Below are 15,413 nucleotides of genomic sequence, written 5' to 3'. Positions count from 1 at the left end.
CCCTGACCCCCCCACCCTGACCCACCCCTCCCTGACCGCCCGCAGCCTCTCCCCGCCCGCGGGCTCTCCCCGCCCCGCGGGCTCTCCCCGCCCCGCGGGCTCTCCCCGCCCCGCGGGCTCTCCCCGCGCGGCCCACCCTGCCGCCTCCCTCCCGGATTCCCTCCGACCTGACCCTCACGATCGCACCCGCCCCTCGTCGCCCAGCGCCCGATCACCACGGCACCCCACTGAGCCAGGGCACACCCTTCGACCTCGACCCTGGACCAGGGCTTTGGCATTACGAGCACCCGGACGGGTTCGTCTCCGGGAATGGGCCAGCGGGCCGACTCGCGACTCGGGCCAGCCGCCGACGTCGACCAGCGCCCGATCACGACGGCACCCCACTGAGCCAGGGCACGCCCCTGGACCGTGGTCCTGGATCAGGGGTTGGCAGTACGCGTACCCGGACGGGTTCGTCTCTGGGTAGGGGCCAGCGGGTCGGGTCAGCGGCCGGTGCGGCTGAACACGATGACCTGGACCGTGCGCTCCAGGGCGTACGCGGGGTCGGTGCCACCGCCCTTGACCTGCTCGTCGGCGACCGCGACGGCCTGGATGGCCCGGGCGATGCCCTCGGGTCCCCATCCGTTGAGCTGGCGCTTGACCCGATCGACCTTCCACGGGGGCATGCCGACGTGCCCGGCGAGCTGCCCGCCACGCAGGTTGCGCGGAGCGCTGCCCACCTTCGCCAGCGACCGCACCCCTCCCGCCAGCGCACTCACGATCAGCACAGGGGCGACGCCGGTCGACAGCGCCCACCGGAGCTGCTCCAGAGCCTCCCCGAGCCGCCCCTCGACCGCCTTGTCCGCGACGGTGAATCCGCTGACCTCGGCCCGGCCCCGGTGGTATCGGGCGACGGCCGCCTCGTCGACGGCCTTCCCTGGCGTGTCGAAGGCGAGCTGCCCGCAGGCGGCGGCCAGTTCCCTGAGATCGCTTCCGACGGCGTCCAGCAGCGCCTGAGCGGCGCCGGCGCTGATCGAACGGCCGGCGTGCCTCATCTCGGTCCTGATGAAGTCGAGGCGCTCCCCGGCCTTGGTCAGCTTGGTGACCGTGATGACCGCGGCGCCGGCCTTCTTCACCCCATCGACCAGCGCCTTGCCCTTCACCCCGCCTGGGTGCACGAGGATGACCACCGCGTCCTCGGACGGCCTCTTCGTGTACGCCACGACCTCGGCGATGACGTCCTTCGTGAGGTCCTGAGCCGAACGGAACACCACGATCGCGCGGTCGCCGAACAGGGACGGGGACGTCAGCCGGGTCAGCTCACCGGACTCCACCTTGCCACCGAACAGGTCGTGGACCTGAGCGGTAGGGTCGCTCGCGCGCGCCGCCGCGATGACCGAGCTCACCGCGCGATCGGCGAGCAACTCCTCGTCTCCGGCCACGAGGGTCACAGGTGCTGGATCCGTCGCCATGCGAGCAGCATGCCACGCCCCACCCCCCGAACAACAACCCAACCACCTCCCCGCCCCCCATCCCCCATGCAACGACCACACCCCCAACCCACCAGCCTCCCGGCGGCCAACCCACCACCCCTCTGGCGGCCCTTCTGGCTGCGGTTGTGGACAGCGCATCCGCTAATCCACAGAACCTCGCTCGGCCCCCGAAGGCGGTACGCGGAACGCTTAACGTCCTCCTCGTGCGAACAGCGGACCGGCCCCCCGAGAGCGAGATCGGCGAATCCCGCCTCCGTGCCCTGAGCCCCCTGCACGGCCCCCGGCCTCCCCGCCGCCCGGTCCGTGACCTCGCGATGCCCGGCCCACCCGACGACACCAACGCGAGGGCGCCTCAACCAGCAGAGACGCAAGCAGGGCAAAGTCAAGAGACAGGCGGTGCAAGTGCCCCCACCCCCCGCAAGAGGTCCGGCGTGAACGACCCCACCAATCGTCACAACGCCGCCACCGACCCCTGGAAGAGGGATACCCCCGCAACCACTGAACGCGACAGAAACAAGAAGCGCGACACCCCCAGCCGCGAGGACGCTACAGACAACACCCCCGATCCCTGGCTAATCGGCACACCCAGCACGACCAGCCGTAACAGGGACGGTGTGAGCGGCACCCCCACCCCCAGGAAGGACCCTACGGACGACCATCCCTGGCCAAGCCATGCCACCAACACCACCAAACACGGCCGAAACAACACAAGCGACCCCCTCAACCACCGCAGGAACGCTGCGAACGACACCGTCGACCCTTGGAAGGTCGGTACGGCCGACGTCCGCGACCGCTACAGGGACGCTCTGATCGGGTCTGACGACTCATTCGAACGCGTCCGGTCCGAACCGCTCCCCTCGCCGTCCCTGGGTGCCCGGCTGGGCGACATCGTGGCCGAGCACGCCCCGCGTCTCGACCCAGGGCGTCCCGGGCTGCGGGTGCTACTCGCTCTCGGCCTGCTCGCCGCCCTGGTCGGCGGCCTGTACGCCTGGCGTTCACAACCCCAGGTGGAACCGCTGGGGCCACCAATGCCCGTGGGAGGCCCGCTGACACCGTCCCCAGCCGCCGCCGACGGCGCACCACCATCGCCACCCGTAGCCGCCCCATCGCCGACCGCGCAAGTGATCGTCCACGTGACGGGCAAGGTCAGAAAACCCGGCGTGATCACGTTGCCCTTCGGGTCCCGGGTCGCCGACGCGGTGACCGCCGCCGGAGGAGTACGCGCGGGTGCGGGTGCCGGAGGACTAAACCTCGCCCGGAGACTCCTCGACGGAGAACAGATCGTCGTCGGAACCCCTCAAGGGTCCACGCCGGCGGCACTCCCGGCACCCGACGCCGCACCCGGAGCAAACGCCCCACTCGATCTCAACACCGCGACCCCAGACCAGCTTGAGACCCTCCCCGGAGTCGGAGAGGTACTGGCCGGCCGCATCGCGGAATTCCGCCAGGCCCACGCCGGCTTCCGCAGCGTCGACCAACTCCGTGACGTGTCAGGCATCGGCGACAAGAAGTTCGCCGAACTCCGCGACAAAGTCCGCATATGACCTCCCCCAACCCCCAAAACAACCACCCCACTTCCCCGCCCCACCTCACCCCCCTCGGCCCCAAGGACAGCCACCCCCCATCCCCGCCCCGGACCACCTCCCCAGAAGAGCCGGGTGCGCAGCGGCACTCGCTCGGGCTGGTGCTACCGGCGATCGGTACCTGGATCACGGCCCTGGTGTTGCTGGGCTGCCCAGCCCGAACGGGACTGATCACCGCCCTGGTCGCCGTCCTGACCATGGCCGTCATCTCCCTCCGCCACCACTTGATCCCTTTCCCCCACCGCCTCTGGAACCGCCCCGCCTCCCCCTCCCGCACCAACCGGAGAACTCAGGTCGCTGAAGCCCCCGACTCCCATCGGGGGCGAACCGGGACGGTCGCGGGGGTGTGCCTCGCGGTGCTGGGGTGCGTGGCGGCGGTGGCGGGTGCGGTGGCGTTCCGGGTCCAGGCGGTCAGCGAGGGACCGGTGGCCGCCCTGGCACAGCGCCGGGCCACGGTCACGGTGGAGATGACCGTGACCGGCGACCCGCGAATCCGCCCCGGCCACCGGGGCCTGATCCGTCACGACCGCGTAGTCCTGGACGGCCAGGTAGACCTCCTCCTCGATACCCCCCGAACCCAACCCCCGGTCGCTTGGCGGGCCCAGCCCTCCACCCGAGATCCCCAGCCCACAGCCATTCCGCAAACCCAGCCCCCGACCACCACCCGGAAAACCCCGCACCAGCCCACAACCACCCCACAGACCCAGCCCGTAGCCACCACCCGGGAACCCCCACCCGATCCCAAGGCCGCTGCACAAATCCAGCCCACAGCCACCATCGAGAAAGCTTCACTCAGACCCACTGGGATGTCGGAAAACCCTCTTTCGATCTCTGGGGGGATGAGGGCACCGCTGCCGACCGCCAACCCGGCAGGAGACCGCATATCGGTCTCCGCGCCAGTGGTGGTGTTCGCCGAGGGGGCGGAGTGGGCCCGTCTTCTGCCCAGTCAGCGGATCCGGGTCCGTGGCAGGCTGGGCCCGCCGGATCCCGGTGAGCTGACGGCCGGGATCCTTCTGGTCAGAGGACCCCCCGAGGTGCTGGGCGGCCCGTCGCACCCGCAGAGGATCGCGGCGGCCCTGCGCGCCGGGCTGCGAAGGGCCGCCGCCGTGCTCCCACCGGACGAGCGAGGACTGCTCCCCGGGCTCGTCGTCGGCGACGTGTCACTCATGGACGAGCAGGTGGCACACGACCTCAAGACAGCCGGACTCAGCCACCTGACGGCCGTCTCCGGCGCCAACTTGGCGGTCATCGCCGGCACGGTGATCGCCCTGGGGCGGGTGACAGGACTGCCGCTCGCCGTACGGGCCGTCCTCGCGATCGCGGCGATGCTGGGTTTCGCCGTGGTCGCCCGTCCCTCACCTAGCGTCCTTCGAGCACTCGTGATGGGATCAGTGGCCGCCGTGGCGCTCGGCACCGGCCGCTCCAGGGACGGCGTCACGGCCCTGTCGGCGACCATACTGGTCCTGCTCCTTTTCGACCCGGCATTGGCAAGGGAATACGGTTTCGCGCTTTCGGTCTTCGCGACCGGAGGCATCCTGGTACTGGCGCCTCGATGGCGTGACCGCATGGCTGTGCGGATGCCCCGCTGGGTGGCCGAGGCCATAGCGGTGGCCTGCGCGGCCCAGGCGGCGGTGACGCCCCTGCTGGTCCTGATGGCCGGGCAACTGGAGCCGGTCGCGATCCCCGCCAACCTGCTGGCCGGCCCCGCGGTCGCCCCGGCGACGGTTCTGGGGTTCGCCGCCTGCGTGGTGGCGGCAGGCAGCGTCGAGGCCGCCCAGTGGCTCGTCCGGCCCGCCGGATACGCCGTCGGCTGGATCATCTGGGTGGCGCGGCAGGCGGCCGGCCTGCCGGCCGCGACCCTGCCCTGGCCAGGAGGAGCGGTGGGCCTGCTCCTGCTCGCGGTGATCGCCATCACGGGGTGGGTGGTGCTCCGCCGGGCGGCGTGGCGCCTGATCGTGTGCGCTGTCGCCGCAGGTCTCGTCCTCGCCACGCTGTTCCTACGCCCGGTCGTGGCGGCGTGGCCACCCAGAAACTGGTTGCTGGTCTCATGCGACGTCGGCCAAGGGGACGCGCTGGTCCTGGCCGCCGGCCCGGCGCGGGCGGTCGTGGTCGACACCGGCCCCGACCCCACGCTCGTCGATCACTGCCTGCGGACGCTCGGGGTGAGGCGGATACCGCTGCTGATCCTCACCCATCCGCATTTCGACCACGTCGGAGGGCTCGACGGGGTGTTCCGGGGGCGGCCGGTAGGTGCCGTGGTGGTGAGCCCGGGTCACGAACCCCGGCAGGAGAGTGCCCGCGTGGCCGCCGATCTCGGGCGACGCCACGTGCCCGCGTGGGTGGCGTCCCCGGGGATGACCTGGACCCTCGGTCCCGTCACCCTGAGGATCCTCGGGCCGGTGCCTGAGGCGATCTCCGCGGGTCCCGGCGAGGGGGCGATGGCGAACAACGCCAGCATCGTGATCCACGCGCGGTGGGCGAACGGATCAGCCCTGTTGTCCGGAGACGTCGAGAACGAGGCCCAAGCCGAACTGCTGCGCCAAGGACTGCCCCCGGCCGACATCCTGAAGGTCCCCCACCACGGTTCGGCCCGGCAGGACCCGGCCTTCCTGGCGGCCACCGGCGCCCGGGCCGCGCTGATCAGCGTGGGAGCGGGCAACGACTACGGCCACCCAGCACCCCTGACACTCAACCGCCTCCGCACACTCGGCATGCGCGTCTACCGCACCGACCAGAGCGGCGACCTAGCCGTGATCACCACCCAGGGCCACCTAGCTGTCCTCCCCCGATCCCCCCAACACTGACCAGCCTCGCGAGCGCGTCGAAGGTCGGGGACCGCTGGCATAGGCACAGCGTCGTGGGAGTGACCATTCGAGGATCAAGTGCCCGAGGGCGTGCGGGGGCTCGTCGGGCTACTGGTGACGGCCAGAGGCCGAAGGAGGGGGTCCAACAAGGGCGAATCACACGGCCACGGGTATTGGGGCCGACCTGACCCAGGTGACCGAAGCGGCCTGACCTAGATGACCGAAGCGGCTTGACCTAGGTGCTCGGAGCGGCCTGACCTAGGTGCTCGGAGCGGGCTGACCCTGGTGCTCGGAGCGGGCTGACCTGGGTGCTCGGGGCCGGCTGGGGGTGGCTGGTGTATACGAGCCAGGTGGCCGGAGCGAGCCGAGCGGCCGGGGGGTGGAGCGGGTGCCGGCCGCGTCAGTTGGCGTGCGTGATGTGCGTCGTGTGGAAGTCGGTGTCGAGGTCGGCGGCGTAGACCGAGCGACGGCATGCGGCACATCGGTAAAGGATGGGGCCGTCGTCGAGCATCGTTCCACAGCGGGGGCAGCTGTGCTGGCGAGGGTTGGTCTTCATGGTTGCTTCACCTCCTCTTTCTTCCTTCGTTGCATCCAGCGTGCCCGAGGATACCTGCATTTGGATTGCTGATGACTTGCAGCGTTACCGGTGGTACAGCAGGCGAATCCTGTGACGGACGGGCTCAGACGTACAACATTGGATCATTAAAGTTTGGTGGAGCACTCTGCGGCTGCCAACCCTCTGAGCCGCAGGTACGGGTGACTCATCGAAAAATACGGGGACACGTCTTCTCTCGTGCTGGACTTGAGGGTTGCCAACCCTCATGAAGGGACCACCAGGGTGGTCGAGTGAGATGAATGAGCACTCATGAGAAAGGAGTGACGCACTCCTCACCATTGGAACCCTGGAAGATCTGGCTAGCTGCAGATCTCAAGAAGATCAAGCCGCCGCAGACCGTTTCAGATGCTGGGGTTGAACGTGACGCGTCCCGGCTGGGCAACCCCTGGTTCCCACGACACCACTCACCGGGTGCGCCACCGGCACCTACCGCCTCCCCCAACTCCTGTTTCTCTTCAGATTCACGCCGCCCACCCTCGGACCCGTGTCATCCACGATGCGCGTCCTCGGCCCGCGTCCTTCACGGTGCCCCACCCTCGGGGCCGCGTTCTTTACGATGTGTGTCCTGGCCCGTGTTCTTCGTCGAAGTGCTTCCGCGAATGCCTCCGGCGAACGTCTGAAGACGCGCCACCGCCAGACCCACACCCCTGTCCTGCCATCTGACCTCGGCCGGAATCATCGAAGATCCGAGCCGTGACCACCCGAGACCTCGCAGCGTCGAACAACTGACGCCTCGGGCGATCACTTGGATGCCCGAGGGAGTCGGTTCTGGTCGGCTGTGACCACCCGGCACTTTCGGCTGTGGCGCACGGTGCCGGATCGTTCTTGGGCCAGGCCTTTGGGCGGTGGGATCGTTCTAGGAGAGGTCAGAGTCGAGGGGGACTCATCCTGTGCGCGAGAAGAGGTCGTCGACCGTTTTGGCGGTCGCGGAGCGCTGGATCCACTCGTCTAGTTGCGCCGCGTCCGTGCACGCCTCGATGCGGCTTCGCGACTCAGGCGACATCGAGACACCCCTGCTGTAGAGAACTATGAAGATCGCCTCCGCCTTCCCTTCGACCTTGCCCTGCGCCTTTCCTTCGAGCTTGCCCTCGGCGACGTACTTCTTGGCGAAGTCGCTTTGGTACTCATATGTGCCAGTTGCCATTAGTCCCTCCATATGCTTTCGAGCCACCTCGGGAAGCATCATCAGCACGAAATCAGCGTACAGCCGGGATCTGTCTTCGTCGATGTCCGTCAGAGCGGATATCAACGCCTCGAGAATCGGCTGGGCGTCCACCCCGGCGCCGTGGGCCACTGCCGACAGCACCGCCAGTTCCGGCACCCGCGCCGCCTCCAGCGGATCGACGACGACGGGGACCGTCTGCGGCCCGATCACGATCGGAACGAGCCGCAACCCTGGATGACCCATCTCGATGGGCCCCTCGCACCATCTCGCGACGGGGGCGTCGGTGCAGATCACGAGGAGGATCGCGGGACAGCGCATCCGCGCCCGCACCGACGCCAGGTAGACCGGCCAGCTCCATCGCTTGCCGGGATCTCGGCCTCGTTGCACCTCCACCACCACCGCCCCGGACAATTCTTGAAAAGCAGAATCAATGCTTCATGCGCTTGCGATGGCATGGCCAGGAATTTACTACGAACACAAAGGGCAGGCAAAATCAAGGCACGATTGTTGTTTAAATCATGCCTATCATTACGCATCTCATATTTCATATATTTCGGAAATGTCCGACACCCGAAGCAGGATCTTGAGCGAAGAGATCCCTGAGAGGTCCTAAGGGGTAAGCCTTTGGCGTGGTTCGCGTGGAAGGAGGGAGCCGGGGTTGGTCAGGATGGGTGCCGTGCTGTGATTTCGTTGCCGCGTAGGGGTGTCGTGCAGGTGGCGCAGGTCAGTTGGGTGTGGAAGGGGTGGCCGCAGGGGCGGTGGGTGTACAGGAGGGCCGGGCCCTCGGGGGCGGTGAACCATCGCTGGCCCCAGTCGATCGCGCTGATCACCACTGGGAAGAACGCGCGGCCCTTGTCGGTGAGGTGGTAGCTCAGCCAGTCGGATCGCTCGGCGCTCGGCGTCTGCTCGAACACGCCGAGCTCGCAGAAGACCCGCAGCCGCTCGGCGACGATGGTGGGCGGCGCCCCGAGGCGCTGCTCGAAGTCGCGGAAGCGGTGCAGGCCCTGGAAGGCCCCGCCGAGGATGGCGGCGGACCAGCGGTTGCCGATCAGCGCCATCGTCTCGGGGAACATGCCCGCGCCCGCCTCGCCCGTGGGGCCGGAGCGGCGCCGGGTGGTGGCCATCGGCACCGAACGCTCCCAGGTGCCGCTCGGCCCGAAGCCGCCGACGACGTCGCGGGGCCGCACCGGCCGCCGGCAGGCGGCGCAGGTGAGGACCGGCAGGAACTCCCGGCCGCACCGGCGGTGCAGCATGCGGGGCAGCGACTCGCCGTGGCTGGGTACCCAGGCCGACTCCCAGCCCCAGATCGACAGCAGGATCGGCCACAGGTCACGGCCCCGCCTGCTGAGACGGTACTCGAACCGGTTGGCCGTGCCCTCGTACCCGACCCGTTCGAAGATCGCCATCTCGGTGAGGTGGGCGAGTCTGCGGGTCAGGACGGCGTGCGAGATGGGCAGCGCGGCCCGCCACTCCCCGTACCGCCGCACCCCGAGCAGGGCGTACCGCAGGATGAGCAGGTTCCACTCGTCGCCGACCAGGCCGAGGGTGAGGCCGACGGCGTTGGTGTGGCCCTCGGGCAGCAGTGTGGGCCGGTCGGGCGGGTGGACGAGCGCGCCCGGCTCCGGGACGACGCCCGCTCCCCCGGCGCGGCCGGTCACGACCGCAGGACCGTGTCGGGCGAATCGGCCTCGCGCCAGGCGGGGATGGAGTCACCGGTCGCCCATGTGGCGGGCGAATCGGCCTCGCGCCGGCCGGGGACGGAGTCACCGACCGCCGATGTGGCGGGCGAGTCGGCGTCACGCCGGCCGGGGACGGAATCTCCGGCCGCCGATGTGGCGGGCGAATTCGCCTTGCGGCGGCCAGGGATGGGGGCGTCGGCCGCCCATGTGGCGGGTGAGTCGGCCTTGTGCCAGCCGGGGATGGAGTCGCCGGGCGCCCATGTGGCGTGGGTGCCGCTGGAGACGCGTTCGGGGAGCCGGATGCGGGCCACCGGGCCGTCGGTCACGCGGGACGCGTCGAAGATCAGGCATTCGGAGCGGTCTTCGTTCATGTCGGTGGTCAGGGTGATGAGGTACCCGTCGTCCTCGGCGGCCGACCCGGCCCTGGGCGCCATCGCCGGCTCGCTCCCGTACACCCCCGCGGGCAGGCGGAACCGTTCCTCGCCGCCGGTGACCAGGTCGTGCCTGACCAGCCCGTCGAACAGGAACCAGCCCTCGACGCCGGTGGCGGCGTACGCGTACCGGTAGCGGCGGCCGCCGTGGGCGTTGTTGAGCACGCCGAACTCGGTGATGGAGTCGGTGAGCGACTCCTCGCGGCAACGCCCGGTGACCAGGTTCAGCCGCCAGCGGTGCAGCCGGGTCTGCATGCGGTCCAGGGCGAGGAAGCGGAACATCCGCTGCAGATAGCTGCCGTCGCCGGTGTCCTTGGGCTCGGGGTCGCCCTGGAAGAAGCCGTCCAGGACGATCTCGTCGCCGTCCTCGTAGGCGTTGACCCAGTGCAGGACGTACGTCGGCGCGGCCTCGAACCACCGCACCTCGTTCCCGCCCCGGCGGGAGACCACGCCGAGCCGCAGCGGCAGCTCGGGGTGGAACCGCGTGGCGTACAGGCCTTTGGCCAGCAGTTCGGGCTCCCAGAACATCGGGCAGTCGTTGAGGATGGCGTAGTTCTCCGTGAAGGCCATGTCGTGCGGCAGGCGCGGCCCGGGGAGCGGCACCTCGACGTACCTGCTGAGCCGGTCGTCGGCGCCGACGACGCCGAAGTGCATGTACGGCTCGGCCGTGCCGTAGTTGAAGAACAGCAGTTCGCCGGTGTGCGGGTCCACCTTGGTGTGGGCCGACACCCCGAAGTCGTAGGGGAACGCGCCGCCCCATTCGGACTTGCCGAGTGTGTCCAGGGTGAGCGGGTCGAGCCGGTACAGGTCGCCGCACTGGTAGAAGCTGGTCAGGGCGACCCCGGCGTGTACCACGATGTCGGTGCTCGAGGAGTCCTTCATCCGGCCCCGCGCCCCCCACCCGTCCTCGCGCACGGAACGCGACGGCCGTTCGGCGATTCCGGCCCACAGGGGTTTACCCGCCTCGGCCTCGGCGAGGAACCCGTCGGTGCGAATGAACCGGTTGCGGTAGAACGCCTTGCCGTCGCGGAAGCCGATCACGTGGACCATGCCGTCGCCGTCGAACGGGTGGTAGCGCTCCAGGGCCGGGTGCACGGGGTTCTCGGTGTTGCGCAGGTAGATCCCGTCGAGGTCGGCGGGGATCTCGCCGGTCACCTCCAGGTCGTCCGCGCGCCACTCGGTGGTCTGCGGCCGCCACGGCCCGGTCCGGTACGGGTGATCGTCGTCATCCGGCAGTGTCGACAGGATCCGGCCGACCACGTCGACGTCCACGGGGGTCTCCCTCTACTCGGCACCGACGACGAAGGTGACCGTCGTGGTGGTGCTGCCTCCGATGTTCAGCGTGCCGATCCGGCGCGCCCCTTCGAGCTGGTACGCACCGGCGCGGCCGGTGACCTGGCGCGCCGCGTCGACGAGCATGCGCACGCCGGTCGCGCCCACGGGGTGGCCGCCGCCGATGAGCCCGCCGCTCGGGTTGACCGGGATGCGCCCGCCGATCTCCAGGTCGCCGTTCTTGATCGCCTTCCAGCTCTCGCCCGGCCCGGTGATGCCGAAATGGTCGATCGCGGCGTACTGCGACATGGTGAAGCAGTCGTGGGTCTCGATGCCGTCCAGGTCGTCCACGCCGCCGATGCCCGCGCGGGTGAAGGCGTCGGTGATGGCGCGGCGCACGTGCGGCAGGACGTACGGCAGCGCGGCGCTGCGTTCCAGTTTGGCCGCGAGGGGGAGGCCGACGGTGCGGTGTCCCCAGCCGAGCACGCGGGCGATCCGCCCGCCGGCGGCCACTTCGGGGTGGCGGGCCAGGAACCGCTCGCCGACGAGCACGACGCCGGCGGCGCCGTCGGTGACCTGGCTGCAGTCGGTGCGCCGCACGCGTCCTTCGATGACGGGGTTGGCCGCGTCGTCGTCGGTGAAGCTCGCGTCGGTGAAGGTCCAGGCCCTGGTCTGGGCGTTGGGGTTGGCGCGGGCGTTGCGGAAGTTGAGTTCGGCGACGGCGCGCAGGTGGGCGTCGTCGAGGCCGTACCTGCGGTCGTACTCGTCGGCGAGGGCGCTGAACATGTACGGCCACATGAACTTGGCGTCCTGTCCCTCGTGGCCGACCCAGGCGGCGGCGCCGAGGTGACGTGCCGCGAGGTCGCCGGGGACGGTGCGTTCGAGTTCGAGGCCGAGCACCAGGGCGCTGTCGTAGCGGCCGGACTCGATGTCGGCCATCGCGGCCAGCGCGGCGACGCCTCCGGAGGCGCAGGCGGCCTCGTGGCGCGCGGAGGGCACCTCCCACAGCTCCGGCTCGACGGTGGCGGGCATGCCGCCGAGCTGGCCCTGCCCGGTGAACAGCTGGCCGAACGCGTTGCCGACGTGGACGACGCCGACGTCGGCCGGGGACAGGCGGGCCTCGGCCAGGGTGCCGTGGACGACGTCCTCGGTCAGCTCATCGAACCCTTGGCCGGCTTTCGACCAGTTCCGGGCGAAGTCGGTCTGGTATCCGCCCACGATCCACACGGCTTCCGGCATGCCGGTCCACCTCCAGACTGTTGCTGGACCTCTTACTACAACAAGAAGAGTGACGCGTCAACGAGGCAGGGACCGAAACGGCACGTGGGACGGGACCCGGCCTTGCCCGGCCGCCGGAGATCAAACTACAGTTAAGAGAGTCAGCAAGGCGACAGAGAGGACGGCGTCACCGTGCCCGACGTCTACCTGCTGGACTACGTCCGCACCCCCCGCGCCAAGGGCTCCGCCCGAGGATCGCTGCATCACCTCAGCCCGGTCGACCTGATCGTCCTGCTTCAGCGCGCGCTGGTCGGCCGCACCGGCCTCGACCCCTCGGCGGTCGGCGACGTCCTGGTCGGCTCGGCGTCCCAGGTGGACGAGCAGGGCGCCAACCTGGCCCGCACCGCCACCCTGCTGGCCGGCTGGGGCCACGGCGTCCCCGGCGGCACCCTCAACCGGTTCTGCGCCTCCGGCGTCGACGCGGTCGCTCAGACGGCGGCCCGCATCCGCGCCGGCGACCTGGAGCTCGCGGTGGCGGGCGGCGTCGAGAGCGTCTCGCGCGTGCCGATGTTCAGCGACCGGGGTCCGCTGTGGAGCGACCCCGAGACCGTCCGCAGGATCGGGTCCATCCACATGGGCGTCGCGGCCGACCTGAACGCCACGATGGACGGCCTGCGCCGCGAGGAGCTGGACGCGTACGCGGTGGAGACGCACGCCAAGGCCGCCGCAGCGTGGGACCGGGGCGACAACGCCGGCTCGGTGGTCCCGGTGCCGCGCGCCGACGGGACGTCCTTCGAGCGCGACGAGCTGATCCGTCCCGGCACGACCGCCGAGAGCCTGGCCGGCCTCGCGCCCGCGTTCGAGGAGCTGGGCGCCTCCGGGCAGGACGAGATCGCGCTCGCCGCCCACCCGGAAGCAGGAAAGATCGCCCACCTGCACACGGTGGGCACCTCCCCCGCACTCGCCGACGGCGCCGCGCTGCTCCTGCTCGGCACCGAGGAGCAGGCCGGGCGCTTCGGCCTGCGGCCCCGGGCACGCGTGCTCGCCGCCGCCACCGCCGCCGTCGACCCGGTGATCATGCTCACCGCCGGGCAGGACGCCGTCGAGAAGGTCATCGCCAAGGCCGGGCTGCGTCCCGCCGACATCGACGTCTTCGAGTTCGCCGAGGCGTTCTCCGCGCTGTGCCTGCGCTTCCGCCGCGACCTGTCGGCCGGCCCCGACCGGCTCAACCCGGGCGGCGGGACGATCGCCATGGGCCACGCGTTCGGCGCGACCGGCGCCATCCTGGTGGGCGGGTGCGCCGCCGAGCTGGAACGGCGCGGCGGCCGGTACGGCGTCGCCGCCGTCAGCGGCGCGGCCGGGCTGGGCGTCGCCGTCCTGATCGAAAGGGTGGACGCGTGAACGCCCGGCCCCAGAACGCGAGCATCCGGACGACCGGCCACGCCGATGCCGAGGAGCCGCCCCGATGACCGGCGTGCTGATCAACCTGCTGGTCACGGCGGTCGCCGTCCTGGCCGCCATGCTCGCCACCATGGCGTACGCGCTGCGCGCCGGGAACCACAGCGTCGTCGACACGATCTGGGGGCTGGGCTTCGTCCTCGTCGCGGGCGTGAGCTTCGTGACCTCCGAGATCTTCGGCGGGGGCGACGAGGCCCGCCGGCTGCTCGTGCTCGCGCTCACCGCGATCTGGGGCGTGCGCCTCGGCGTGTACATCCACGCCAGGAACCACGGCAAGGGCGAGGACCCCCGGTACGCCGCCCTGCTGCGCAGGAACACCGGCCCCGTCGTGCCGTACGTCATCCGCACGATCTACCGGCCGCAGGGCGCGATCATGTGGGTGGTCTCCCTGCCGATCCAGATCGCGATGTACGAGACCGCGCCGCTGAGCGTCCTGACCTGGGCCGGCGTCGCCGTGTGGGCGGTGGGGTTCTGCTTCGAGGCGGTCGGCGACCACCAGTTGTCCCGTTTCAAGGCCGACCCGGCCAACGCCGGAGCGGTGATGGACCGGGGCCTGTGGGCGTGGACCCGGCACCCCAACTATTTCGGCGACGCGGCCGTGTGGTGGGGGCTGTTCCTGGTCGCGAGCGCGCACTGGGCGGCGGCGCTGACGTTCGTGTCGCCGCTGCTCATGACGTACATGCTGGTCAGCAAGAGCGGCAAGGCGCTGCTCGAACGGCGCATGGCCCGCTCACGCGGACCGGAGTACGCCGACTACCTCGAACGGACCAGCGGCTTCTTCCCGCGCCCCCCGCGCCGCACCCGGGCCGCGGGCTGAGCCTTGGACTCACTCAGGAGCGCCGGGGGCGACGGTGATGCCGAGCATCCCGGGGCCCACGTGGACGCCGACGACCGCGCCGACCTCGACCACCCGCAGGCTCACCAGCGCGGGGATCCGCTTCGCGAGGTGGTCGGCCAGTGTGCGCGCCCGGCCGGGGGCGGCCAGGTGGTGGACGGCCACGTCGGCGGGACCATCTCCCGCCGCCCGCACGGCCAGCTCCTCCAGCCTGGCGAGCGCCCGGCCGGCGGTGCGCACCTTCTCCAGGGGCGAGATGGCCCCGTCGTCGATGTGCAGCAGCGGCTTGATCGACAGGGCGGATCCGAGGAGGGTGGCCGCGGCGCCGATGCGCCCGCCACGGCGCAGGTGTTCGAGCGTGTCGACGTAGAAGAAGCTGCGGGTGCGTGCCGCGAGGTCGCGCGCGAGCGCCGCGACGTCGGTCAGGGTGCCTCCCTCGCGGGCGGCCCGCGCCGCCGCGAGCACCGGGAAGCCCAGCCCCATGGCCAGCGACCCGCTGTCGACGACGTCGACCGGGATGAGGGCGTCCTCGGCGGCGACGCGCGCGGAGTCCACCGTGCCGGACATCGCCCCCGACAGGTGGACGGACACGACGCCGGTCGCCCCCCGGGCGGCGGCGAGCTCGTAGGCGTCGGCGAAGCGCTGCGGGGCCGGCCGGGAGGTCGAGACGGGCGACCAATCGCGGAGCGCCGCGGCGACCCCTTCGGCGTCGATCTGCGCCACGTCGTCGAGGGTGCGCCCGCCGACGACGACCTGCAGGGGGATGACCATGACGCCGAGTCGCCCGGTCTCGGCGGGATCGAGGTAGGCGGTGGAATCGGTGACGACGGCGACCGCTTGCGACATGACCGAAGGCTACCCGCCCGGCGGGCCCCCGCCC

At 70.7% G+C, this 15,413-nt stretch carries 11 protein-coding genes; 4 read left to right on the top strand and 7 right to left on the bottom strand.

Going from position 1 to position 15,413, the window contains the following annotated elements; all coding sequences use genetic code 11:
• Window positions 1–482: 482 nt before the first annotated feature.
• On the bottom strand, window positions 483–1,451 hold the full coding sequence (gene holA / locus NYZ98_RS30925) for a DNA polymerase III subunit delta (protein ID WP_262847118.1): 969 nt from the start codon (window positions 1,449–1,451) through the stop codon (window positions 483–485).
• 452 nt (window positions 1,452–1,903) lie between these two features.
• Between holA and NYZ98_RS30920 the strand changes: the two genes are divergently transcribed.
• Together NYZ98_RS30920 and NYZ98_RS30915 are read left to right on the top strand one after the other, a co-directional pair.
• The gene (locus NYZ98_RS30920; RefSeq protein ID WP_262847117.1) at window positions 1,904–3,016 is read left to right on the top strand and encodes a ComEA family DNA-binding protein; all 1,113 of its coding nucleotides are present in this window, start codon (window positions 1,904–1,906) and stop codon (window positions 3,014–3,016) included.
• 878 nt (window positions 3,017–3,894) lie between these two features.
• Window positions 3,895–5,859 carry a ComEC/Rec2 family competence protein gene (locus NYZ98_RS30915; RefSeq protein WP_262847116.1) on the top strand — a complete coding sequence of 655 codons (1,965 nt, stop codon included), beginning with the start codon at window positions 3,895–3,897 and terminating at the stop codon, window positions 5,857–5,859.
• 400 nt (window positions 5,860–6,259) lie between these two features.
• Here the strand turns inward: NYZ98_RS30915 and NYZ98_RS30910 are convergent, their stop codons facing one another.
• From NYZ98_RS30910 to NYZ98_RS30890, 5 genes are all read right to left on the bottom strand, one after another.
• A complete protein-coding gene (locus NYZ98_RS30910; protein WP_262847115.1) occupies window positions 6,260–6,415 on the bottom strand; it encodes a hypothetical protein in 156 nt (51 codons plus the stop codon).
• A gap of 943 nt (window positions 6,416–7,358) precedes the next feature.
• Window positions 7,359–8,039: a hypothetical protein gene (locus NYZ98_RS30905; RefSeq protein WP_262847114.1), complete on the bottom strand. Its 681-nt coding sequence runs from the start codon at window positions 8,037–8,039 to the stop codon at window positions 7,359–7,361.
• Between the two features lie 263 nt (window positions 8,040–8,302).
• On the bottom strand, window positions 8,303–9,298 hold the full coding sequence (locus tag NYZ98_RS30900; protein ID WP_262847113.1) for a winged helix-turn-helix transcriptional regulator: 996 nt from the start codon (window positions 9,296–9,298) through the stop codon (window positions 8,303–8,305).
• Window positions 9,295–11,022, bottom strand: a complete 1,728-nt coding sequence (locus NYZ98_RS30895) for a carotenoid oxygenase family protein (protein ID WP_262847112.1) — start codon at window positions 11,020–11,022, stop codon at window positions 9,295–9,297. The genes NYZ98_RS30900 and NYZ98_RS30895 overlap by 4 nt, the downstream gene beginning before the upstream one ends.
• A gap of 12 nt (window positions 11,023–11,034) precedes the next feature.
• Window positions 11,035–12,261, bottom strand: a complete 1,227-nt coding sequence (locus tag NYZ98_RS30890; protein WP_262847111.1) for an acetyl-CoA acetyltransferase — start codon at window positions 12,259–12,261, stop codon at window positions 11,035–11,037.
• Between the two features lie 171 nt (window positions 12,262–12,432).
• Here NYZ98_RS30890 and NYZ98_RS30885 point away from each other — a divergent pair, with 171 nt between their 5' ends.
• Together NYZ98_RS30885 and NYZ98_RS30880 are read left to right on the top strand one after the other, a co-directional pair.
• Window positions 12,433–13,641 (top strand): acetyl-CoA C-acyltransferase, encoded by a 1,209-nt coding sequence (locus tag NYZ98_RS30885; protein ID WP_262847110.1) that lies wholly within the window; start codon window positions 12,433–12,435, stop codon window positions 13,639–13,641.
• Window positions 13,642–13,705: 64 nt separating this feature from the next.
• Window positions 13,706–14,515: a DUF1295 domain-containing protein gene (locus tag NYZ98_RS30880; RefSeq protein WP_262847109.1), complete on the top strand. Its 810-nt coding sequence runs from the start codon at window positions 13,706–13,708 to the stop codon at window positions 14,513–14,515.
• Window positions 14,516–14,524: 9 nt separating this feature from the next.
• Here NYZ98_RS30880 and NYZ98_RS30875 read toward each other — a convergent pair whose 3' ends face one another.
• On the bottom strand, window positions 14,525–15,379 hold the full coding sequence (locus NYZ98_RS30875; RefSeq protein WP_262847108.1) for a DegV family protein: 855 nt from the start codon (window positions 15,377–15,379) through the stop codon (window positions 14,525–14,527).
• Window positions 15,380–15,413: the final 34 nt, after the last annotated feature.

This window comes from Sphaerisporangium corydalis (assembly GCF_025506355.1).
Lineage (GTDB): Bacteria > Actinomycetota > Actinomycetes > Streptosporangiales > Streptosporangiaceae > Sphaerisporangium > Sphaerisporangium corydalis.
The sequence above is the reverse complement of the archived record's forward strand: the minus strand, read 5'-3'. Positions and strand labels throughout refer to the sequence as shown.

Coding starts and splice junctions, on each gene's coding strand:
- holA (WP_262847118.1), bottom strand. CDS start 1,451: ATGGCGACGGATCCAGCACCTGTGACCCTCGTGGCCGGAGACGAGGAG.
- NYZ98_RS30915 (WP_262847116.1), top strand. CDS start 3,895: ATGAGGGCACCGCTGCCGACCGCCAACCCGGCAGGAGACCGCATATCG.
- NYZ98_RS30910 (WP_262847115.1), bottom strand. CDS start 6,415: ATGAAGACCAACCCTCGCCAGCACAGCTGCCCCCGCTGTGGAACGATG.
- NYZ98_RS30890 (WP_262847111.1), bottom strand. CDS start 12,261: ATGCCGGAAGCCGTGTGGATCGTGGGCGGATACCAGACCGACTTCGCC.
- NYZ98_RS30880 (WP_262847109.1), top strand. CDS start 13,706: ATGACCGGCGTGCTGATCAACCTGCTGGTCACGGCGGTCGCCGTCCTG.
- NYZ98_RS30875 (WP_262847108.1), bottom strand. CDS start 15,379: ATGTCGCAAGCGGTCGCCGTCGTCACCGATTCCACCGCCTACCTCGAT.